18 protein-coding genes are annotated in these 20,474 nt (G+C 59.7%); 13 read left to right on the top strand and 5 right to left on the bottom strand.

The genetic code is table 11. The annotated features are described in order from the left end of the window. Window positions 1-45: 45 nt before the first annotated feature. Window positions 46-1,470, bottom strand: coding sequence for an aspartate ammonia-lyase (locus tag RMV17_RS29320; RefSeq protein ID WP_034152112.1), 1,425 nt, complete (start codon window positions 1,468-1,470; stop codon window positions 46-48). Between the two features lie 180 nt (window positions 1,471-1,650). Here RMV17_RS29320 and RMV17_RS29315 point away from each other — a divergent pair, with 180 nt between their 5' ends. Further along, window positions 1,651-2,562, top strand: coding sequence for a LysR substrate-binding domain-containing protein (locus tag RMV17_RS29315; RefSeq protein WP_034152111.1), 912 nt, complete (start codon window positions 1,651-1,653; stop codon window positions 2,560-2,562). A gap of 54 nt (window positions 2,563-2,616) precedes the next feature. On the opposite strand, the gene RMV17_RS29310 is transcribed toward RMV17_RS29315, so the two are convergent. Then, window positions 2,617-3,213, bottom strand: a complete 597-nt coding sequence (locus tag RMV17_RS29310; protein WP_311884427.1) for a reprolysin-like metallopeptidase — start codon at window positions 3,211-3,213, stop codon at window positions 2,617-2,619. Between the two features lie 462 nt (window positions 3,214-3,675). Between RMV17_RS29310 and purE the strand changes: the two genes are divergently transcribed. From purE to RMV17_RS29290, 4 genes are all read left to right on the top strand, one after another. Then, on the top strand, window positions 3,676-4,167 hold the full coding sequence (purE, locus tag RMV17_RS29305; protein ID WP_007920220.1) for a 5-(carboxyamino)imidazole ribonucleotide mutase: 492 nt from the start codon (window positions 3,676-3,678) through the stop codon (window positions 4,165-4,167). A gap of 10 nt (window positions 4,168-4,177) precedes the next feature. Continuing rightward, a complete protein-coding gene (locus RMV17_RS29300; protein ID WP_311884425.1) occupies window positions 4,178-5,260 on the top strand; it encodes a 5-(carboxyamino)imidazole ribonucleotide synthase in 1,083 nt (360 codons plus the stop codon). A 110-nt stretch (window positions 5,261-5,370) separates the two neighbouring features. Further along, entirely contained in the window at window positions 5,371-5,616 is a 246-nt protein-coding gene (locus RMV17_RS29295) for a GlsB/YeaQ/YmgE family stress response membrane protein (RefSeq protein ID WP_003229635.1), read from the top strand. 93 nt (window positions 5,617-5,709) lie between these two features. Further along, window positions 5,710-6,246 (top strand): DUF3299 domain-containing protein, encoded by a 537-nt coding sequence (locus RMV17_RS29290; RefSeq protein ID WP_007920225.1) that lies wholly within the window; start codon window positions 5,710-5,712, stop codon window positions 6,244-6,246. Window positions 6,247-6,372: 126 nt separating this feature from the next. Here the strand turns inward: RMV17_RS29290 and RMV17_RS29285 are convergent, their stop codons facing one another. Both RMV17_RS29285 and RMV17_RS29280 read right to left on the bottom strand, forming a co-directional pair. Next, entirely contained in the window at window positions 6,373-7,272 is a 900-nt protein-coding gene (locus tag RMV17_RS29285; RefSeq protein WP_311884422.1) for a D-hexose-6-phosphate mutarotase, read from the bottom strand. A 57-nt stretch (window positions 7,273-7,329) separates the two neighbouring features. Then, window positions 7,330-7,734 (bottom strand): acyl-CoA thioesterase, encoded by a 405-nt coding sequence (locus RMV17_RS29280; protein WP_003229628.1) that lies wholly within the window; start codon window positions 7,732-7,734, stop codon window positions 7,330-7,332. A 375-nt stretch (window positions 7,735-8,109) separates the two neighbouring features. On the opposite strand from RMV17_RS29280, the gene RMV17_RS29275 reads away from it, so the two are divergent. From RMV17_RS29275 to RMV17_RS29240, 8 genes are all read left to right on the top strand, one after another. After that, on the top strand, window positions 8,110-9,408 hold the full coding sequence (locus tag RMV17_RS29275; protein WP_108224947.1) for an MFS transporter: 1,299 nt from the start codon (window positions 8,110-8,112) through the stop codon (window positions 9,406-9,408). Between the two features lie 235 nt (window positions 9,409-9,643). Further along, window positions 9,644-10,645: a phosphate ABC transporter substrate-binding protein PstS gene (locus RMV17_RS29270; RefSeq protein ID WP_034152107.1), complete on the top strand. Its 1,002-nt coding sequence runs from the start codon at window positions 9,644-9,646 to the stop codon at window positions 10,643-10,645. 173 nt (window positions 10,646-10,818) lie between these two features. Next, the gene (locus RMV17_RS29265; RefSeq protein WP_108224948.1) at window positions 10,819-13,101 is read left to right on the top strand and encodes an ABC transporter permease subunit; all 2,283 of its coding nucleotides are present in this window, start codon (window positions 10,819-10,821) and stop codon (window positions 13,099-13,101) included. A 16-nt stretch (window positions 13,102-13,117) separates the two neighbouring features. Next, window positions 13,118-14,788: a phosphate ABC transporter permease PstA gene (gene pstA / locus RMV17_RS29260; RefSeq protein WP_034152105.1), complete on the top strand. Its 1,671-nt coding sequence runs from the start codon at window positions 13,118-13,120 to the stop codon at window positions 14,786-14,788. 183 nt (window positions 14,789-14,971) lie between these two features. Continuing rightward, window positions 14,972-15,805, top strand: a complete 834-nt coding sequence (pstB, locus tag RMV17_RS29255; protein WP_311884406.1) for a phosphate ABC transporter ATP-binding protein PstB — start codon at window positions 14,972-14,974, stop codon at window positions 15,803-15,805. A 125-nt stretch (window positions 15,806-15,930) separates the two neighbouring features. After that, the gene (gene phoU, locus RMV17_RS29250; RefSeq protein WP_016985766.1) at window positions 15,931-16,692 is read left to right on the top strand and encodes a phosphate signaling complex protein PhoU; all 762 of its coding nucleotides are present in this window, start codon (window positions 15,931-15,933) and stop codon (window positions 16,690-16,692) included. Window positions 16,693-16,869: 177 nt separating this feature from the next. Further along, window positions 16,870-17,826 (top strand): response regulator, encoded by a 957-nt coding sequence (locus RMV17_RS29245; protein WP_123593496.1) that lies wholly within the window; start codon window positions 16,870-16,872, stop codon window positions 17,824-17,826. 218 nt (window positions 17,827-18,044) lie between these two features. Further along, window positions 18,045-18,941: a M23 family metallopeptidase gene (locus tag RMV17_RS29240; RefSeq protein ID WP_311884400.1), complete on the top strand. Its 897-nt coding sequence runs from the start codon at window positions 18,045-18,047 to the stop codon at window positions 18,939-18,941. A gap of 128 nt (window positions 18,942-19,069) precedes the next feature. Here RMV17_RS29240 and RMV17_RS29235 read toward each other — a convergent pair whose 3' ends face one another. Then, window positions 19,070-20,410 carry a hemolysin family protein gene (locus RMV17_RS29235; RefSeq protein WP_007920256.1) on the bottom strand — a complete coding sequence of 447 codons (1,341 nt, stop codon included), beginning with the start codon at window positions 20,408-20,410 and terminating at the stop codon, window positions 19,070-19,072. Between the last annotated feature and the right edge of the window lie 64 nt (window positions 20,411-20,474).

The following is a 20,474-nucleotide window of genomic DNA, read 5'->3' as shown; positions in this document are numbered from 1 at the left end:
CTAGTCCCTCGACCTGGTGAGCGGTGCTACAAATTACGTGTCGGTTCAGGCTTTCAGCGGAACCAGACGCGGAGCAATCATGTTTTCCGGGCGCAGGATGTCGGCGAGCATGGCTTCGTCGAGCAGACCTTCTTCGCGCACCAGTTCCAGTACGCCGCGGCCGCTTTCCAGAGCGAGACCGGCGATACGGGTGGCGTTTTTGTAGCCGATGTACGGGTTCAGTGCGGTGACCAGACCGATCGAGTGCTCGACCAGTTCACGGCAGCGTGCTTCGTTGGCAGTGATGCCGACGATGCAGTGCTCGCGCAGCATGTCCATGGCGCGTTGCAGCAGGCGGATCGAGTCGAAGATCTTGAAGGCGATCAGTGGCTCCATCACGTTCAGCTGCAGTTGGCCGCCTTCGGCTGCCATGGTCAGTGCCAGATCGTTACCGATGACCTGGAACGCCACCTGGTTAACGGCTTCCGGGATCACCGGGTTGACCTTGCCGGGCATGATCGAGCTGCCTGGCTGACGCGCCGGCAGATTGATTTCGTTGATGCCGGTGCGCGGACCGCTGGACAGCAGGCGCAGGTCATTGCAGATCTTCGACAGCTTGACCGCGGTGCGCTTGAGCATGCCGGAGAACAGCACGAAGGCGCCCATGTCGGAAGTCGCTTCGATCAGGTCGGCCGCCGGAACCAGCGGTTGACCGCTGATCAGGGCCAGACGCTGTACCGCCAGCGCTTGATAACGCGGGTCAGCGTTGATGCCGGTGCCGATCGCGGTGCCGCCCAGGTTCACTTCAGTCAGCAGTTCCGGGGCCAGCGTCTTCAGACGGGCCAGGTCTTCGCCCATGGTGGTGGCGAAGGCACGGAATTCCTGGCCGAGGGTCATCGGCACGGCGTCTTGCAGCTGGGTACGGCCCATTTTCAGGACGTGATCGAATTCTTTGCCCTTGGCTGCGAACGCCTGAATCAGGCTGTCGAGGCTGGCCAGCAGGGTGTCGTGACCGAGCAGCAGACCCAGGCGGATTGCCGTCGGGTAAGCGTCGTTGGTCGACTGCGCCATGTTGACGTCGTCGTTCGGGTGCAGGTACTGGTACTCGCCTTTCTGGTGACCCATTGCTTCCAGAGCAACGTTGGCGATCACTTCGTTGGCGTTCATGTTAGTGGAAGTACCGGCGCCACCTTGAATCATGTCGACCACGAACTCTTCGTGGAAATCACCGCGGATCAATCGGGCACAGGCTTCGCTGATGGCAGCGTGCTTGGCTTCGCTCAGATGACCCAACTCGCGGTTGGCGTCAGCAGCGGCCTGTTTGACCATTGCCAGACCGACAACCAGTTTCGGGTAATGCGAAATCGGAACGCCGGAGAGACGGAAGTTGTTCACCGCTCGCAGGGTCTGGATGCCGTAATACGCTTGAGCCGGTACTTCGAGGGCGCCAAGCAGGTCATTTTCTGTGCGGAAAGATGCAGCGGAGGACATGATAGAAATCATCTCGATATGGACCCGGTCTGTGCCGGAACGCTGCGAATGCTAGGCTTGTGGGAAATTTTGGGCCAATGCTGTTCAGCACTGCCCTATGCACATTCGGCATAATGCCCGTGTGACGCCGCGTGCGCGGCAGACGTGTGACCTGTTTTGGTGCGTGTCCGGGAGGACGTGATGAATCTGGAAAGCAAATGGCTCGAGGACTTCAGTGCTCTGGCCGCCACCCGCAGCTTTTCGCAGGCGGCCGAACGGCGCTTCGTGACCCAGCCGGCGTTCAGCCGGCGGATCCGCAGTCTGGAGGCTGCGCTGGGGCTGACTTTGGTCAACCGCTCGCGCACGCCGATCGAGCTGACGGCGGCGGGGCAGCTGTTTCTGGTGACCGCACGCACGGTGGTCGAACAGCTCGGTGAAGTGCTGCGCCATCTTCATCATCTGGAAGGCGGGCAGGGCGAAGTGATGCAAGTCGCTGCGGCGCACTCGCTGGCGCTGGGTTTTTTCCCGCGCTGGATCGCGCAGTTGCGTAATGAAGGGCTGAACATCGCCACGCGGCTGGTGGCAACCAACGTGGGTGACGCGGTGCATGCGTTGCGTGAGGGCGGTTGCGACTTGATGCTGGCGTTCTATGACCCGGACGCGGCGATGCAGATGGACCCGGAGATCTTCCCGTCACTGCATTTGGGCCAGACCGAGATGTTGCCTGTGTGCGCGGCGGATGCGGAGGGCAAGCCGCTGTTCGATCTGGAAGGCGAGGCGAGTGTGCCGTTGCTGGCGTATAGCGCCGGGGCGTTTCTCGGTCGTTCGGTGAATGGCTTGCTGCGTCAGCGTCAGCTGCGCTTCACGACGATCTACGAAACCGCCATGGCCGACAGCCTGAAAAGCATGGCGCTGGAAGGCTTGGGCATTGCCTGGGTTCCGCAACTGAGCGTGCGGGCGGAGTTGGCCCGTGGCGAACTGGTGGTGTGTGGCGGCCCGCAGTGGCATGTGCCGCTGGAGATTCGCCTGTATCGCTGCGCCTTGGTGCGCAAGGCCAACGTCCGCCTGCTGTGGCGAAAACTTGAAGGTGGTGCGGCGAACGCCAATCTTTGAATTCTGAAGGCAGAGGCGATAATCGATCGTCTCTGCCGGCGGGCAGGTTAACGGTCAATCTTTATCGGCCAGATAATTCAGGATGTTTTGTCGATTGGCAGAGCTGAAAGTATAAGAATTGGATCTCAGGTTGTTGCGCTGTGGTACTACGTAAGTTTCAGCGAACCAACCGTTGAACAGAATTTCTGAATCGTCATGTGTGGCGCCCAACAGGTGACCTATTTCGTGACCTATGCACGAATAAGTTTCCAGGGATGCAATTGCAGCAGTGCCGGTTGTCGGTGAGAGATCCATGCTGGCCACGCCATAGGTCCCTCCATCAAGAGCGTTGTTGGTGACCAGGATAAACTTGGTCAACTCATCATCAAAATCATAACCCTCCTCTTCCTCCATTATCTCCATGAGTCTGTTGCAGAAAGGGATCCAAAGCTCCATGGCCTCCACGGGGTCGCGTTTGTAGTAGAAACTGCTGTGGGGCTCACCGGTTTTGAAAATCACGTCGACTTTTCGCCCGGTGAAGCTTTCCAGTTCCTTCACGAGGGGCTGGAAATAATCGGCATAAAGAGTCTTGCGTTTTGACTGCGGAATGTCGTTATGAAGAATCGCGACAATTCTAATGTCTTTTTTTTGGGTTTCCTGAAGGGAAGTCATCCTTGATTTCCTTGATGTTGGTGGTTTTCAGATGGGTTAAGAATTGCGCGATTCAACCTATTGCAACGTGGCCAGCTCTGACAACTTGATATGTATTGCACAGCATTGCGTCACATTTCGCGGGAGTAAGAGTTTGGCCGGACGGTTGTACTTAAGTTTGCGGTAAATTGAGCGGCAGATAATTCGGCTCTTTAAATTTCCTGTTTGCTGATCCATTCACACATGGCTTTGCACCTGGTGCCGGATGATTGTTTATGACTGACCTTCAGGTCAATAAAACCGGGCATTTGCAGCAGATGACAGATGGTCGCGCGGGGGGCTGTTTATTGCTTTCTTTGCGGTATACTGCGCGGCCTTCGGCCGGCACGTCCGGCCATTTTTCGTACAATCAAGCCACGCAACCTGCGTGGCTTGTTGTTTTATGACGCGCCTGCGGGCGCTCCAGAGAGAAGAGGCGCGACGATGAGTGCACTGGTTGGCGTGATCATGGGCTCCAAGTCCGATTGGTCCACCCTTAGCCACACCGCCGATATGCTGGAAAAGCTCGGCATCCCGTACGAGGTCAAAGTGGTCTCTGCCCACCGTACCCCGGATCTGCTGTTCCAGTACGCCGAAGAGGCTGAAAGCCGCGGCATCGAGGTGATTATCGCCGGCGCCGGTGGCGCAGCCCACTTGCCAGGCATGTGTGCGGCCAAGACCCACCTGCCGGTACTGGGTGTGCCCGTGCAGTCGGCCATGCTCTCGGGCGTCGACTCGCTGCTGTCGATCGTGCAGATGCCGGCCGGCATTCCGGTCGCCACTCTCGCTATCGGTAAAGCCGGCGCGATCAACGCCGCACTGCTGTCGGCGAGCATCCTTGGCGCCAAACATCCACAGTTCCACGCGGTACTGAAAACCTTCCGTGCCGAGCAGACAGACAGCGTCCTGGACAATCCAGACCCACGTATTGCCTGAGGTTGTTGAGATGAAGATCGGTGTAATCGGTGGCGGCCAGTTGGGTCGCATGTTGGCCCTGGCGGGCACCCCGCTGGGCATGAACTTCGCTTTCCTCGACCCTGCGCCGGATGCCTGTGCGGCCGCGCTGGGCGAACACCTGCGGGCCGATTACGGCGATCAGGATCATCTCCGTCAATTGGCCGATGAAGTCGATCTGGTGACCTTCGAGTTCGAAAGCGTCCCGGCCGAAACCGTGGCATTCCTCTCGCAATTCGTACCGGTTTATCCGAGCGCCGAAGCCCTGCGCATCGCTCGCGATCGCTGGTTTGAAAAGAGCATGTTCAAGGATCTGGGCATTCCGACCCCGGCCTTCGCCGACATTCAGTCGCAAGCCGATCTGGATGCCGCCGTTGCCTCGATCGGTCTGCCGGCCGTGCTGAAAACCCGCACCCTGGGTTACGACGGCAAGGGCCAGAAAGTCCTGCGCAAGCCGGAAGACGTGGTCGGCACTTTCGCCGAGCTGGGCAGCGTTGCCTGCCTGCTGGAAGGCTTCGTGCCGTTCACCGGCGAAGTCTCGCTGATCGCCGTGCGTGCCCGCGATGGCGAAACCAAGTTCTATCCGCTGGTACACAACACCCACGACAGCGGCATCCTCAAGCTGTCCGTTGCCAGCACCGATCACCCATTGCAATCCTTGGCTGAAGACTACTCGAGCCGTGTGCTCAAGCAGCTCGACTATGTGGGTGTGATGGCGTTCGAGTTCTTTGAGGTCGACGGTGGCCTCAAGGCCAACGAAATCGCCCCGCGCGTGCACAACTCCGGGCACTGGACCACTGAAGGCGCTGAATGCAGCCAGTTCGAAAACCACCTGCGCGCCGTGGCTGGCCTGCCGCTGGGTTCGACCGCCAAGGTTGGCGAGAGCGCGATGCTCAACTTCATCGGCGTTGTGCCGCCGGTTGAGAAGGTCATCGCCATCGAAGACTGCCATCTGCATCACTACGGTAAGGCCTTCAAGGCCGGACGCAAGGTCGGTCACGCCAACCTGCGCTGCGCAGACATGGCCACGCTGCAGGCGCAGATCGTCAAGGTCGAAGCGCTGATCGCCGAGTAACGACAGTTTCATGTGGCAGCGGCGGAACCATTCAGGGGCCGCCGTTCTCTCATGGCAGGATGCCAAAGTCTGACTAGGCTTCGCATATCTACTACTGAGAGGGAATTGCCATGGGAATTATCGGAACCATCTTTATCGGCTTGATCGTCGGCCTGCTGGCGCGGTTCCTGAAACCGGGCGATGACAGCATGGGCTGGATCATGACCATCCTGCTCGGTATCGGCGGTTCGCTGGCGGCCACTTACGGCGGCCAGGCCTTGGGCATCTATCAGGCAGGTCAGGGCGCAGGCTTCATCGGCGCACTGGTCGGCGCGATCGTGTTGCTGGTTATCTACGGCCTGATCAAAAAGAACTGATCCAAAGCGACAAAGCCCTCTCTGCCAATGTGGCCGGGAGGGCTAGAATGCTCGGCGATTCAGCGTTCCTTCCTTTCTATACCGAGCACTTTCATGCGCCGTCTTCTGTTGACTCTCCTTTTCCTGGGCAGCGGTTTGGCCCACGCCGGCGAACTGCCGGAAACCGACTGGCTCGAACTGATGCCCAAGTCGGACCAAAAGGCCCTTGAGGCCATGCCTGAAATCGATCACAACTCCCCGGAAGCCACCGGCACCTTTACCGAGAAGGGCGGGATGAAGCAGGCCAAAGGTCTGCCGGCGGTGATGTATTCGACCAAAACCGTGGCGTCGATGAACGACAAGCACATCCGCATCGGTGGTTATCCGGTGCCGCTGGAGTCCGACGCCAAGGGCCGCAGCACGCTGTTCTTCCTCGTGCCTTACCCGGGCGCCTGCATCCACGTGCCGCCACCGCCACCGAATCAACTGGTGCTGGTGCGCTATCCGAAGGGTTTGAAGCTGGACGATATCTACACGCCGCTGTGGGTGACCGGCACGCTGAAGGTCGAGAAGGTCAGCAATGATCTGGCTGACGCGGCGTATGCGCTGGAGGCGGACAAAGTGCGGGTGGTGCAGGAGTCCGATCTCTAACAATCACCACCAAACAACTTAGGGAGCGAGCCTGCTCGCGAAAGCGGTGTATCAGTCATTTGAATGTTGACTGATACAACGCCTTCGCGAGCAGGCTCGCTCCCACATTTTGTATTGCAGTGCTGGTTAGTGCGGTTCGCGGGCGACACTGACGCCCATGGTGTGGCTCGCGCCCGGCGCCAGGCTCACGATGTCATCCATCACATTCGCCGTCTCGATGCACAACATGCGCTGCCAGCCATCGTTATCCATATCCGCCAGCGCTGCCGCGCGGTCGATCCACGGGTTCCAGATCACCGCCGTGCGTGAGCCCGTAGCCGTCAGCACAATGCGCCGTTCCCAGGCCGGATCGACAATGCTCAGTTGTGGTGGAGCGTCGAGATAGATACGGTCGGTCTCACCGGCAAAATGCAGATCGCCTTGCTGGCTGTTGGTCTTCCAGTCATCCAGCGTCTCGATGTAGTTCAAACCATCCACGCCATCGACCTGCACATTGCGCACATCACTGACCGCGAAATACGTGTGCAGTGCCTGACTCAGGCTGACGGTGTCACTGCCATGGTTATGGCTGGTCAGGCTGAAACTCAGTTGCTCGGACAAATGCAGGGTCAGGGTCAGATCGACCTGATGCGGCCAGCCCGGCAGGCCACCTTCGGGGTAGGGCAGCTTGAATTCGACCTTGACACCTTCAGCCTCTGATTCGATGCCGCCCAGCTCCCAATCCATCGCCCGCACCAGACCGTGCGCGGGTGCCGGTTGCTCACCGGTGTACATGGCCTGCACGTTCTGCGGGTTGCGTTCGAACTTGCCGAACCACGGCCAGCACACCGGCACACCGGCACGGATGCTCTGGCCTGTCTTGAACACGGCCTTGTCGTTGAGCCAGATGATCGGCGGCTGGCCATCGATCTGGTAACTGAGGATGTGCGCGCCTTGCTGGGCCACCAGCACTTCGGCCTGACCATGGCGGATGCGCCAGCAGTTCAGTTCATCCAGTTTCACCGCTTCAACGTTGGGCGTGTTCATGGGACAGCTCTCGATCAGTAACAAGGACCACTATCGACCGTCAAACGGCCACGAGGTTTAGCGCGCGCGTGGCGGAACCGAGCGGGTGCGACCGCTGCCGTCGATGGCGACGAAGACGAATACCGCTTCGGTCACTTTACGCCACTCGCTGGACAGCGGGTCGTCGCTCCACACTTCAACCATCATCTGGATCGAGCTGCGGCCGATTTCCAGGGTCTGGGTATAAAAGGACAATTGCGCGCCGACAGCGACCGGCACGAGAAACGCCATGCGATCGATGGCAACCGTGGCAACGCGGCCACCAGCGACGCGGCTGGCCATTGCGGTGCCGGCCAAATCCATCTGTGCCACCAGCCAGCCGCCGAAAATATCGCCAAAGCCATTGGTTTCGCGTGGAAGTGCGGTGATTTGCAAGGCCAGGTCGCCTTGCGGGATCGGATCTTCTTGTTCGAGCTCTATCATGCCGGGGGTGCCTCTGACCCGTGACTCTTCGTTGGTACTGCTGGTGGTAGCCGTCTTCGGGAAAAACGATTCAGCACCGAACCTACTACGTTCGTCACGTTTTCCATCAGGCGCCTAAGGAGAAACTCTGCGAAACCGGCTAATCCCGAGCAAAGGTCGGGCCAACGACGTTTTCGCACAGCAACCCCTACAAACCGGAGCAGGTTGCGAGTATATCGGTCGGTAGACTCCACGACGACCATCCGGTTCTCATTTCGACCGTCAAATACGCGCCTCTATGTGCTTTTTCGAACAATTTGCTATGGTGCCGAACCTGCCCAAGCCACCGCCAGCGTTGTTGTGGCGGCAGATCCGACTATAAGAGAAGCCCTTGCCATGACCACAGCGCCTTCGAGCCTCGCGCAGCCCGAGCAACCCGCACGACCGTTGACCCGCAATGACTACAAGACTCTGTCGCTGTCCGCCCTTGGCGGTGCGCTGGAATTCTACGATTTCATCATCTTCGTTTTCTTCGCCACCGTGGTCGGCAAGTTGTTCTTCCCGGCCGACATGCCCGAGTGGCTGCGCCTGATGCAGACCTTCGGCATCTTCGCCGCCGGCTACCTCGCGCGCCCGTTGGGCGGCATCGTCATGGCGCACTTCGGCGATCTGCTGGGGCGCAAGAAGATGTTCACCCTGAGCATTTTCATGATGGCCGTGCCGACCCTGATCATGGGCCTGCTGCCAACGTATGCACAGATCGGCATGTGGGCGCCGATCCTGCTTCTATTGATGCGGGTGATTCAGGGCGCGGCGATTGGCGGCGAAGTACCGGGCGCCTGGGTCTTCGTTTCCGAACACGTACCGCAAAAGCACATGGGTTATGCCTGTGGCACCCTCACCAGCGGCCTGACCGCCGGTATTTTGCTCGGCTCGCTGGTGGCCACGGCGATCAACAGCATCTATACGCCGGCGGAAGTATCCGATTACGCCTGGCGGATCCCGTTCCTGCTGGGCGGCGTGTTCGGCCTGTTCTCGGTCTACCTGCGCCGTTGGCTGCACGAAACCCCGGTATTTGCCGAACTGCAACTGCGTAAAGCCTTGGCTGAAGAAGTGCCGTTGCGCGCAGTGCTGCGTGACCATCGCGGCGCGATTGCGATCTCGATGCTGCTGACCTGGTTGCTGTCGGCCGGGATCGTTGTGGTGATCCTGATGACCCCGACCGTGCTGCAAACGGTCTATCACTTCACGCCGACCGAGTCGTTGCAATCGAACAGCCTGGCGATCGTGTTCCTGAGCGTCGGCTGCATCATTTCCGGCGCGCTGGCGGATCGCTTCGGTGCCGGTCGTGTGTTCGTATTTGGTTGCCTGGGCTTGCTGATCAGCTCCTGGACCTTCTATCACAGCCTCGCCGATCACCCGAACTGGTTGTTTCCGCTGTACGCGCTGACCGGTTTTCTGGTCGGCACGATTGGTGCGGTGCCGTATGTGATGGTTAAAGCATTTCCGCCGGTGGTGCGCTTCAGCGGGTTGTCGTTCTCGTACAACGTCGCTTACGCGATCTTTGGTGGTTTGACGCCGATGGTGGTGAGCCTGCTGCTGAAAGAAAGCGCGATGGGGCCTGCCTACTATGTGGCGGTGCTGTGCGCGATGGGGATTCTGGTGGGAGCATGGCTCTGGAAGAAGGGGCGCTGATCCGAAATCTCCCTCAATAGTCCCGGCGCCTTCGCGAGCAGGCTCGCTCCCACATTTGGAATGCATTTCAACTGTGGGAGCGAGCCTGCTCGCGAATGGGGGCACCACGAATCATCCAGTAAAAAACCCGGATGCTGGCCTTTCATCCAATTGTCATATTTCAGCCATAGAGTGTTCACACGGCCTGCTGATACTTGGCCCCGACTTAACACACCCTATCTGCTAGGAGTAAGGCATGAAACTGAAGCGTTTGATGGCGGCAATGACTTTTGTCGCTGCTGGCGTTGCGACTGCCAACGCGTTCGCCGCTGTTGACCCTGCTATCCCGAGCTACACCAAGACCACTGGTGTGTCGGGCAACCTGTCCAGCGTCGGCTCCGATACCCTGGCCAACCTCATGACCCTCTGGGCTGAGAACTACAAAAAAGAATACCCGAACGTCAACATCCAGATTCAGGCCGCTGGCTCCGCCACTGCGCCACCTGCGCTGACTGAAGGCACCTCCAACCTGGGCCCGATGAGCCGCAAGATGAAGGACACCGAACTGGCGGCCTTCGAGCAGAAGTACGGCTACAAGCCAACCGCTATCCCGGTTGCCGTGGATGCCCTGGCCGTTTTCGTACACAAGGACAACCCGATCCAGCATCTGACCATGGAACAGGTTGATGCGATCTTCTCGTCGACCCGTCTGTGCGGCGCCAAAGCCGACGTGAAAACCTGGGGCGACCTGGGCGTGACCGGCGACCTGGCCAACAAGCCAGTACAACTGTTCGGTCGTAACTCGGTATCCGGCACCTACGGCTACTTCAAAGAAGAAGCCCTGTGCAAAGGCGACTACAAACCGAACGTCAACGAACAACCAGGTTCGGCGTCGGTTGTGCAGTCGATCAGCTCCTCGCTGAACGGCATCGGTTACTCGGGCATCGGCTACAAAACCGCTAGCGTGAAAACCGTTGCGCTGTCGAAGAAGGGCAGCACTGACTTCATCGAAGACACCGAAGAAAACGCCCTGAACGGCAAATACCCGCTGTCGCGTTTCCTCTACGTGTACGTCAACAAAGCCCCGAACAAGCCTCTGGCTCCGCTGGAAGCTGAGTTCGTGAAACTGGTGCTGTCGAAGCAGGGCCAGGAAGTGGTAGTGAAAGACGGCTACATCCCACTGCCAGCCAAGGTTGCTGCAAAAGCACTGGCTGACCTGGGTCTGCAGGAAGGCGGCGCTGAAGTCGCAAAAAAGTAACAAATTGAGTCCGGGGTGAACCCCACCGGACTCAGGTAAAAGGCCGGATCTGCGCGCAGACCGGCCTTTTACACACCTCAAATTTTTGATCCTCTGCCAGTCCCGCTGGCGGTGGATTTGCTGCGTCACTGCATTGTCATCTTTCTGTCATACAGGATCGCTAGGGTGAGCGCATGAATGATCTGGCCAATTCCCACATGACTACTAATCCTCCCAAGCGCATTGATTTCAATACGCCTGAGCTGCAACGCAAGCGCCGCATTCGCGCGCTCAAGGATCGCTTCACCCGCTGGTACGTCCTCGTTGGCGGTCTCGCGGTGCTGGCAGCCATCACCCTGATCTTCTTCTTCCTCGCCTACGTGGTTGCGCCGCTGTTCCAGGGTGCCGACCTGACCGCGAAAGACTCGATCACCCCAGCCTGGATGCAGGATGCCGGCAAGCCGCTGATGATTTCGCTCGAAGAGCAGAATCAGGTGGCCATGCGCGTTTCCGACAAGGGCCAGGCATTGTTCTTTGATATCGACAGTGGCGCTGAGCTGAAGCGCGTCGATCTGCCGGTGCCTGCCGGTGCCACCGTGACCTCCATTGGTGAAGACCAGCCGGGCCATCCGCTGGTAGCCGTGGGCCTGTCCAACGGTCAGGCGCTGGTGTTCCGCCACACCTATAAAGTCAGCTACCCCGATGGCAAGAAAACCATCAGCCCGGCCATCGAGTATCCATATGGTGAGGCACCGATCGCGCTGAACGAAGCCGGCGGCGCGCTGGAGCATGTCAGCCTGAATGCCACCGACACGACGCTGATGCTGGTCGGTTCGACCGGGTCGCAACTCAATGTGCTGTCGCTGACCAGCGAAGAAAACATGATGACCGGTGAAGTCACCAACGAGCAGAAGCGTATCGATCTGCCGCAGATGACCGAGCCGGTGAAAAACATCTTCGTCGACCCGCGCCAACAGTGGCTGTACGTGGTCAACGGTCGCGCTCAGGCCGACGTCTTCAGCCTGCGCGACAAGAGCCTCAACGGTCGCTACAAACTGCTGGAAAACGCTGACGCCGAAGTCACCGCGACCACACAACTGGTCGGTGGTATCTCGCTGATCGTCGGCGACTCCAAGGGTGGTCTGGCCCAATGGTTCATGGCCCGAGACACCGATGGCGAGCTACGCCTGAAGCAGATTCGTACCTTCCAGATGGGCACCACGCCGATCGTTGAAATTACTGCCGAAGAGCGTCGCAAGGGCTTCCTTGCTCTGGATGCCAGCGGCAAGCTCGGCGTGTTCCACAGCACCGCGCACCGCACCTTGCTGGTCGATCAAGTGGTAGAAGGCCAAGGCCTGTTCGGTCTGTCGCCACGCGCAAACCGTGTGATCGTCGAAGCCGACGGCAAGCTGCAACCGTTGCTGCTCGACAACCCGCACCCGGAAGTATCCTGGAGCGCGCTGTGGAGCAAGGTCTGGTACGAGAACTACGACGAGCCTAAATACGTCTGGCAATCGACTGCGGCCAACACCGATTTCGAACCGAAACTGAGCCTCTCGCCACTGACCTTCGGCACCCTGAAAGCTGCGTTCTACGCAATGTTGCTGGCGGCGCCACTGGCCGTTGCTGCGGCGATCTACACCGCCTACTTCATGGCTCCGGGCATGCGCCGCAAGGTCAAACCGGTGATCGAGCTGATGGAAGCGATGCCGACGGTGATCCTCGGTTTCTTCGCCGGCCTGTTCCTCGCGCCGTATGTCGAAGGGCATCTGCCGGGCATCTTCAGCCTGTTGATGTTGCTGCCGATCGGCATTCTGGTCGCCGGTTTCACCTTCAGCCGCCTGCCTGAATCGATCCGCCTGAAAGTCCCGGACGGTTGGGAAAGTGCGCTGCTGATTCCGGTGATCCTGTTCGTGGGCTGGCTGTCGCTGTACATGAGCCCGTTCATGGAGAACTGGTTCTTCGGCGGTGACATGCGCATGTGGATCTCCCACGACCTGGGCATCACCTATGACCAGCGCAACGCTCTGGTGGTCGGTCTGGCCATGGGCTTTGCGGTGATCCCGAACATCTACTCGATCGCTGAAGACGCCGTGTTCAGTGTGCCGCGCGGCCTGACCCTTGGCTCGCTGGCGCTGGGTGCCACGCCGTGGCAGACCATGACTCGCGTGGTGATCCTGACTGCTAGTCCGGGGATCTTCTCGGCGCTGATGATCGGCATGGGCCGTGCGGTCGGCGAAACCATGATCGTGCTGATGGCCACCGGTAACACCCCGGTCATGGAAATGAACCTGTTCGAAGGCCTGCGCACCCTGGCCGCCAACGTCGCGGTGGAAATGCCCGAGTCGGAAGTCGGCGGCAGCCACTACCGCGTGCTGTTCCTCTCGGCGCTGGTGCTGCTGTTGTTCACCTTCGTCATGAACACCCTGGCAGAACTGATTCGTCAGCGTCTGCGCAAGAAATACTCGTCGCTTTAAGCAAAGGTAGAAGTCTGTGAAACAGAACTCCCTGAAAGGATGGTTCAAGAGCGGCGCCCCGGGCGTCTGGATCAGCGGTGGCGCGGTGTCCATCGCGGTCATCATGACCATTGGCCTGCTGGCAGTGATTGCCGTGCGCGGTCTGGGTCACTTCTGGCCGGCAGACCTGGTCCACGCCAATTACGACGTACCGGGTCAGGCCAATCACCTGGTCGTCGGTGAAGTGGTACAGAAAGAAGAAGTGCCCCGTGCCCGTCTGAAGAGCGCCGGTTTGCCGGTGCCGGATGAAGGCCCGGAATTCATGACCCGCGAGCTGATCAAGGTCGGCAACCGTGACCTGAACGGCAACGACTTCACCTGGATCGTCGGTGAGTGGCTGACCAACCAGACTACGCCGCCAGAATTGATGGCGATCGAACGTCGCGAGTGGGGCAACTTCTACGGCTACCTGGTCAACGTCAAACAGGACGGCAAGGTCATCGCCGAAGGCGAGGCTGCATGGCCTGAGCTGCAAGCGCGGATCAACCGGGTAAACGGTCTGGCGGCACAACTGAAGTCGCTGGAAAAAACCGACATCGGTGCAATCAACGCCGGACTGGAACGCATCCGTCTGCACGGTCGCAAACTGGAACTGGAAGGCAAGCTCGACGCCACCGCGCAAGCGGACATGGAGTCCGAGCGTGCCGAGCTGAATGCGCGTTATCAGGACATCGAAGCGCGTCTGGCCGATCTGCATGCGCAGTTCAATCGCGACGCGCTGACCGCTCGTGATGCCAACGGCAAAGAGATCGAAATCGGTCTGGGCAAAGTGGTTCACGCTTACCAGCCGAACGCGATGAGCACCTTCACCAAGGTCGGTTTCTACTTCAGCAAGATTTGGGAGTTCCTTTCGGACGACCCGCGTGAAGCGAACACCGAAGGCGGGATTTTCCCGGCGATCTTCGGCACCGTGATGATGACCCTGATCATGGCGATGATCGTCACCCCGTTCGGCGTACTGGCCGCGGTGTACCTGCGGGAATACGCCAAGCAGAACACCCTGACGCGGATCATCCGTATCGCGGTGAACAACCTGGCGGGTGTACCTGCGATCGTTTACGGCGTATTCGGTCTGGGCTTCTTCGTTTACGTGCTGGGTGGTTCGGTTGACCGCTTGTTCTTCCCTGAAGCATTGCCGGCACCGACCTTCGGTACCCCGGGTCTGCTCTGGGCCTCGCTGACTCTGGCACTGCTGGCGGTGCCGGTGGTGATTGTGGCGACCGAGGAAGGTCTGGCGCGGATTCCACGTACCGTGCGTGAAGGCTCGTTGGCCCTCGGCGCAACCAAGGCTGAAACCTTGTGGAAGATTGTGATCCCGATGGCCAGCCCGGCAATGATGACCGGCATGATCCTCGCCGTGGCTCGCGCCGCCGGTGAAGTGGCGCCGCTGATGCTGGTGGGTGTGGTGAAACTGGCGCCGTCGCTGCCGGTGGACGGCAACTACCCGTACCTGCACCTGGATCAGAAGATCATGCACCTGGGCTTCCACATCTATGACGTCGGCTTCCAGAGCCCGAACGTCGAAGCGGCCCGTCCGCTGGTGTACGCCACGGCGCTGTTGCTGGTGCTGGTGATCGCCACGTTGAACCTGTCGGCGGTGTATATCCGCAACCACCTGCGCGAAAAATACAAAGCTTTGGACAGTTAACACAAATCCTGTGGGAGCTGGCTTGCCAGCGATGCAGGCGACGCGGTGTTTCAGTTACACCGCAGTGATGCCATCGCTGGCAAGCCAGCTCCCACAGGGATCGCGACAAAAACTGAATTTGCGTTACCCGCTGGTTTGGCCAGCGGTTCAACAAACCGAATTTGTTAGCACAGGGAGCCTCCCATGCAGCACGAAGCACATACCCACGGCATCAACATGTCTGCCTTGGGCCGCGACAAGCAGAGCCTCAGTCTCGAACAGGAAACCGTTGCCATCGAAGTGCCGGGCCTGAGCCTGTACTACGGTGAGAAACAAGCATTGTTCGACGTCAGCATGAACATTCCGAAACAGCGCGTGACCGCCTTCATCGGCCCGTCCGGCTGCGGTAAGTCGACGCTGCTGCGCACCTTCAACCGCATGAACGATCTGGTTGACGGCTGCCGTGTCGAAGGCGCGATCAACCTGTACGGCAACAACATCTATCGCAAAGGCGAGGACGTTGCCGAGCTGCGTCGTCGCGTCGGCATGGTGTTCCAGAAGCCCAACCCGTTCCCGAAGACCATCTATGAAAACGTGGTCTACGGCTTGCGCATCCAGGGCATCAACAAGAAGCGCGTCCTTGACGAAGCGGTCGAGTGGGCGTTGAAAGGCGCGGCACTGTGGGACGAAGTCAAAGACCGTCTGCATGAATCGGCACTCGGTCTGTCCGGTGGTCAGCAACAGCGTCTGGTCATCGCCCGTACCATCGCGGTTGAGCCGGAAGTGCTGCTGCTCGACGAACCGTGCTCGGCCCTCGACCCGATCTCGACCCTGAAGGTTGAAGAGCTGATCTACGAGCTGAAGTCCAAGTTCACCATCGTCATCGTGACCCACAACATGCAACAGGCCGCGCGGGTGTCCGACTACACGGCGTTCATGTACATGGGCAAACTGGTGGAATTCGGCGACACCGATACCCTGTTCACCAATCCGGCGAAGAAGCAGACCGAAGACTACATCACCGGTCGTTATGGCTGATTGAAGCGGCTGCGAGCGGCAAGCTTCAAGCGGCAAGTTAGAAGCGAAGCGGCATGGATCACCACATAACAGCTTGCAGCTTGTAGCTTGCAGCTCTTGGTTAAACGCTTTTTCGGAGCGAATGCATGATTTCCAAAGAAGGCCTCACTCATCACATCTCTGCGCAGTTCAACGCCGAGCTTGAGGAAGTGCGCAGCCACCTCCTGGCCATGGGCGGGCTGGTCGAGAAGCAGGTCAACGACGCGGTGACCGCGCTGATCGAGGCCGATTCCGGTCTGGCTCAGCAGGTGCGCGAGATCGACGACCAGATCAACCAGATGGAACGCAACATCGACGAAGAATGCCTGCGCATTCTCGCCCGTCGTCAGCCGGCGGCGTCCGACCTGCGTTTGATCATCAGCATTTCCAAATCGGTGATCGACCTTGAGCGCATCGGTGACGAAGCGACAAAGATCGCCCGCCGAGCGATTCAATTGTGCGAAGAAGGCGAAGCGCCGCGCGGTTACGTCGAGGTTCGCCACATCGGCGATCAGGTGCGCAACATGGTCCGTGATGCGCTGGACGCGTTTGCCCGTTTCGACGCCGATCTGGCGTTGTCGGTGGCGCAGTACGACAAGATCATCGACCGCGAATACAAGACCGCGCTGCGTGAACTGGCGACCTACATGATGGAAGACCCGCGCTCTATCTCGCGGGTCTTGAGCATTATCTGGGTGCTGCGTTCGCTGGAACGCATCGGCGACCACGCGCGTAATATCTCCGAATTGGTCATTTACCTGGTGCGCGGCACCGACGTGCGCCACATGGGCCTCAAGCGCATGAAAGAAGAAGTTGAAGGCACAAGCGGCGAAACCGCTAATGTTCCGGGCAATGCTGACGATAAGTAAGATTGCCTGAGAAAAGCGCCCGGCCCTTTGGCCGGGCGTTTTTGTTTGTGCTTTTCACAAGGCAGATCGAATTAAAAAGCAGCACCCGCGAACGAAAAGTCCCGGCGTGACTGAAGAGTTTTGGCAATGTGCCATCAGCCAGCGTTATGCTTGCCGGGATTTTAATAGGGGTGTTGGATGAGCAAGATCAGTGTGTTGGTCGTGGACGATGCTTCGTTCATTCGTGACCTGGTGAAAAAGTGCCTGCGTAATTACTTCCCGGGGATCCGCACCGAGGACGCCGTCAACGGTAAAAAGGCTCAGGCCATGCTGGCCAGGGAAGCGTTCGACCTGGTGCTGTGCGACTGGGAAATGCCGGAAATGTCCGGTCTCGAACTGCTGACCTGGTGCCGCGAGCAAGACAACCTCAAGACCATGCCGTTCGTCATGGTGACCAGCCGTGGTGACAAGGAAAACGTCGTGCAGGCGATTCAGGCCGGCGTTTCCGGCTACGTCAGCAAGCCGTTCACCAACGAGCAACTGCTGACCAAGGTCAAGCAGGCGCTGAACAAGGTCGGCAAGCTCGACACCCTGATGAACAGCGCGCCGACCAAAATGAACTCGGCGTTCGGCAACGACTCCCTGAGCGCCTTGACCGGCGGCAAGCCTGCGGTGGTCGGCGGCGCGCCGGCAGCTGCTGCGGTCAATCCGTTCGCCAAACCGGCTGCTGCCGCGCCAGCGCCCGCCGCTGCACCTTCCCGTGGCTTGCTCAACAGCCCACCGGTCAAGGCGCCAGTCGCCGCTTCGGCTCCGGCCAGCGGTCGTGGCCAAGGCCAATTGCGCCTGCCAAGCGGTACTCAGCAATGCGTGATCAAGGCCCTGAGCATCAAGGAAGCGTTGTTGGTGGTGAAACGCACCGACACCTTGCCGCAGATCCTCGACAGCGCCGTGCTCGACCTGGAGCAGGGCGACAACGCCGAGATCGCCCGCCTTAACGGCTACCTGCACGCCGTTGTCGCGTTTGAGCCGAAACCGGACAGCGACTGGCTGCAACTGACCTTCCGTTTCGTCGATCAGGATGCGCAGAAGCTCGACTACATCTCCCGCCTGATCGCTCGCGGTACGGCGCAGAAGCACTTCGTTCCGGGCGCGTGATCTTCGTCGCCTGACAGCCCGCCTTCACGAGCAGGCTCGCTCCCACCCTGGAATGCATTCCAAATGTGGGAGCGAGCTTGCTCCGGGCGGCGTTCAGACGAAGGGGCCAAAACACCACCCATCTCCCGCTCCTGCCAATTTGAAACATCTGTCGACTAGCCTGGTCTGTCTCAGCTGCTAGGCTCACTCCCAGGCCTTACTTCGACAGACTCTTGCCCATGCTCGCGCGCCTGCTGTTTTTCTGTGGTCTCTTCATAGCCTCCACCTCGGCTGTGGCCATGACCATTTACAAATCCACCGATGCCAATGGCGTGGTCTCGTATAGCGACCGGCCGAGCAAAGGCGCGCAGGTGTTCGTCTTTCAGGACCGGATGGTCGAGCGCCTGGAGCGGCAGGTGTTCCTCGATATCAAGAAGCAGAAGGGCACCGACGTGGTCTTCGTGCGCAACGATCTGTACGCGCCAGTCAAAATTGCCCTGGCATTCACCGGGCTGAGCAATGTGCGCGGCGCCCCGGCACAAACCATCCACCGGGTGCTGCCGGCGCGCAGCAATACGCGTCTGGCGCTGCTGACGGCAATATCGGGTAGCCAGCCGCTGGTGTATACGCCGCAGTTCCATTATTCACTCGGCGACCCCACAGGCATCGCGCAGGGCTATCGCTATCCTCTGCCATGGCGTGGCGGACCGTTTCGTCTGAGCCAGGGCGCCAACGGTCAGTACAGCCACTATGGGCCGAAGAATCGCTATGCGATGGACATCGCCATGCCGGTGGGTACACCGATCATTGCCGCGCGGGCGGGGGTGGTGGTGAAAACCGAGAATTCACAAACCGGGCGTGGCTCGGATGCGTCCGGCAATTTTGTGCGAGTGCTGCACGACGACGGCACCATGGGTGTGTACCTGCACCTCAAGCAAGGCTCGGTGAGTGTGCGCGAGGGGCAAAGGGTAGCGGTGGGGAGTCCGCTGGCGCTGTCGGGCAATACCGGCAACAGCAGCGGCCCGCACCTGCACTTTGTAGTGCAGCGCAATACGGGGGAGGGGCTGGTGTCGATTCCGTATCAGTTCATCCAGCCGCTGGGGGCGTTGCCCAACTTTGCGTTGGGCAAGCAGTGACGTGTTGCACCTGCGGGCCCATTCGTCGGAACGCCGCCCGGAGCCGGCTCGCTCCCACAGTTGAAATGCATTCGAGGGTGGGAGCGAGCCTGCTCGCGAAGGGATCGGCGCGGTGCCGGGTCAGAACATCAATCCAGCATCAACACCTTGGCCAGCACAATCTTCGGCCCTTTCATCTTCTTGATGATGATTCGCAGGCCTTCGACTTCCAGCACTTCTTCCTCTTCCGGCACCCGTTTCAGGGTTTCGTAGACCAGACCGGCGAGGGTTTCCGCTTCGATGTGATCAAGGTCGATGCCCAACAGTCGTTCCACCTTGAACAGCGGCGTGTCACCACGCACCAAGAGCTTGCCCGGCTGATAGGCGAGGATGCCGCGCTCAGCCTTGCGGTGTTCGTCCTGAATGTCGCCGACCAGCACTTCCAGCACGTCTTCCATGGTCAGGTAGCCGATGATGTTGCCGTCAGCCTCCTCGACCACGGCGAAGTGCGAGCCGCCCTTGCGGAACTGCTCCAGCAACTGCGACAGCGGCATGTGCCGTGATACTCGCTCCAGCGGGCGGGTCAGTTCAGCCAGGTTGAACGACTCGGGAATGTGGTCCAGTGCCGCCAGTTCCAGCAGCAGATCCTTGATGTGCAGCAGGCCGACGAACTCCTGGCGCTCGCTGTCGTACACCGGATAACGGCTGAACTTGTGGCGACGGAACATCGCCAGGATTTCTTTCAGCGGCGCGTTGAATTCGAGGGTGATCAAGTCTTCGCGGGAGTTGGCCCAGTCGACCACTTCCAGCTCGCCCATTTCCACCGCCGAGGCCAGAACACGCATGCCCTGATCGCTCGGATCCTGGCCACGGCTGGAGTGCAGGATCAGTTTCAGTTCTTCGCGGCTGTAATGGTGTTCGTGGTGCGGGCCGGGTTCGCCCTGGCCGGCGATACGCAGGATCGCGTTGGCGCTGGCGTTGAGCAGGTAGATCGCCGGGTACATCGCCCAATAGAACAGGTACAGCGGCACCGCCGTCCACAGCGACAGCAGTTCCGGTTTGCGAATTGCCCACGACTTCGGGGCCAGCTCGCCGACCACGATGTGCAGGTAGGAAATGATGAAGAACGCGGTGAAGAACGACACGCCTTTGACGATTTCCGGCGACTGCACGCCGACCGCGCTCAGCAGCGGTTCGAGGATGTGTGCGAACGCCGGCTCACCAACCCAGCCAAGGCCAAGCGAGGCGAGGGTGATACCCAGCTGACAGGCCGAGAGGTACGCATCGAGCTGACTGTGCACGGTGCGCAGGATGTGCCCGCGCCAGCCGTTCTGGTCAGCGATGGCCTCGACCCGGGTCGAGCGCAGTTTGACCATGGCGAATTCCGCCGCAACGAAAAAGCCGTTGAGCAAAACCAGGATCAGAGCAAAAAGGATCATGCCGAAATCGGCGAATATTGTTGCGAGGGACAAGCCAGGGGAAGGGTCCATGATGGAGTTTTGCGGGTTCCGTGTGATTCAAGAGAGGTAAAAGTCGCGCCTGAAAGGCAGGCAC

The sequence above is a fragment of the Pseudomonas sp. VD-NE ins genome, from assembly GCF_031882575.1.
GTDB lineage: Bacteria > Pseudomonadota > Gammaproteobacteria > Pseudomonadales > Pseudomonadaceae > Aquipseudomonas > Aquipseudomonas fluorescens_BZ.
Note: the sequence above shows the minus strand (reverse complement) of the source record. Positions and strands in the feature narration are given on the sequence as shown.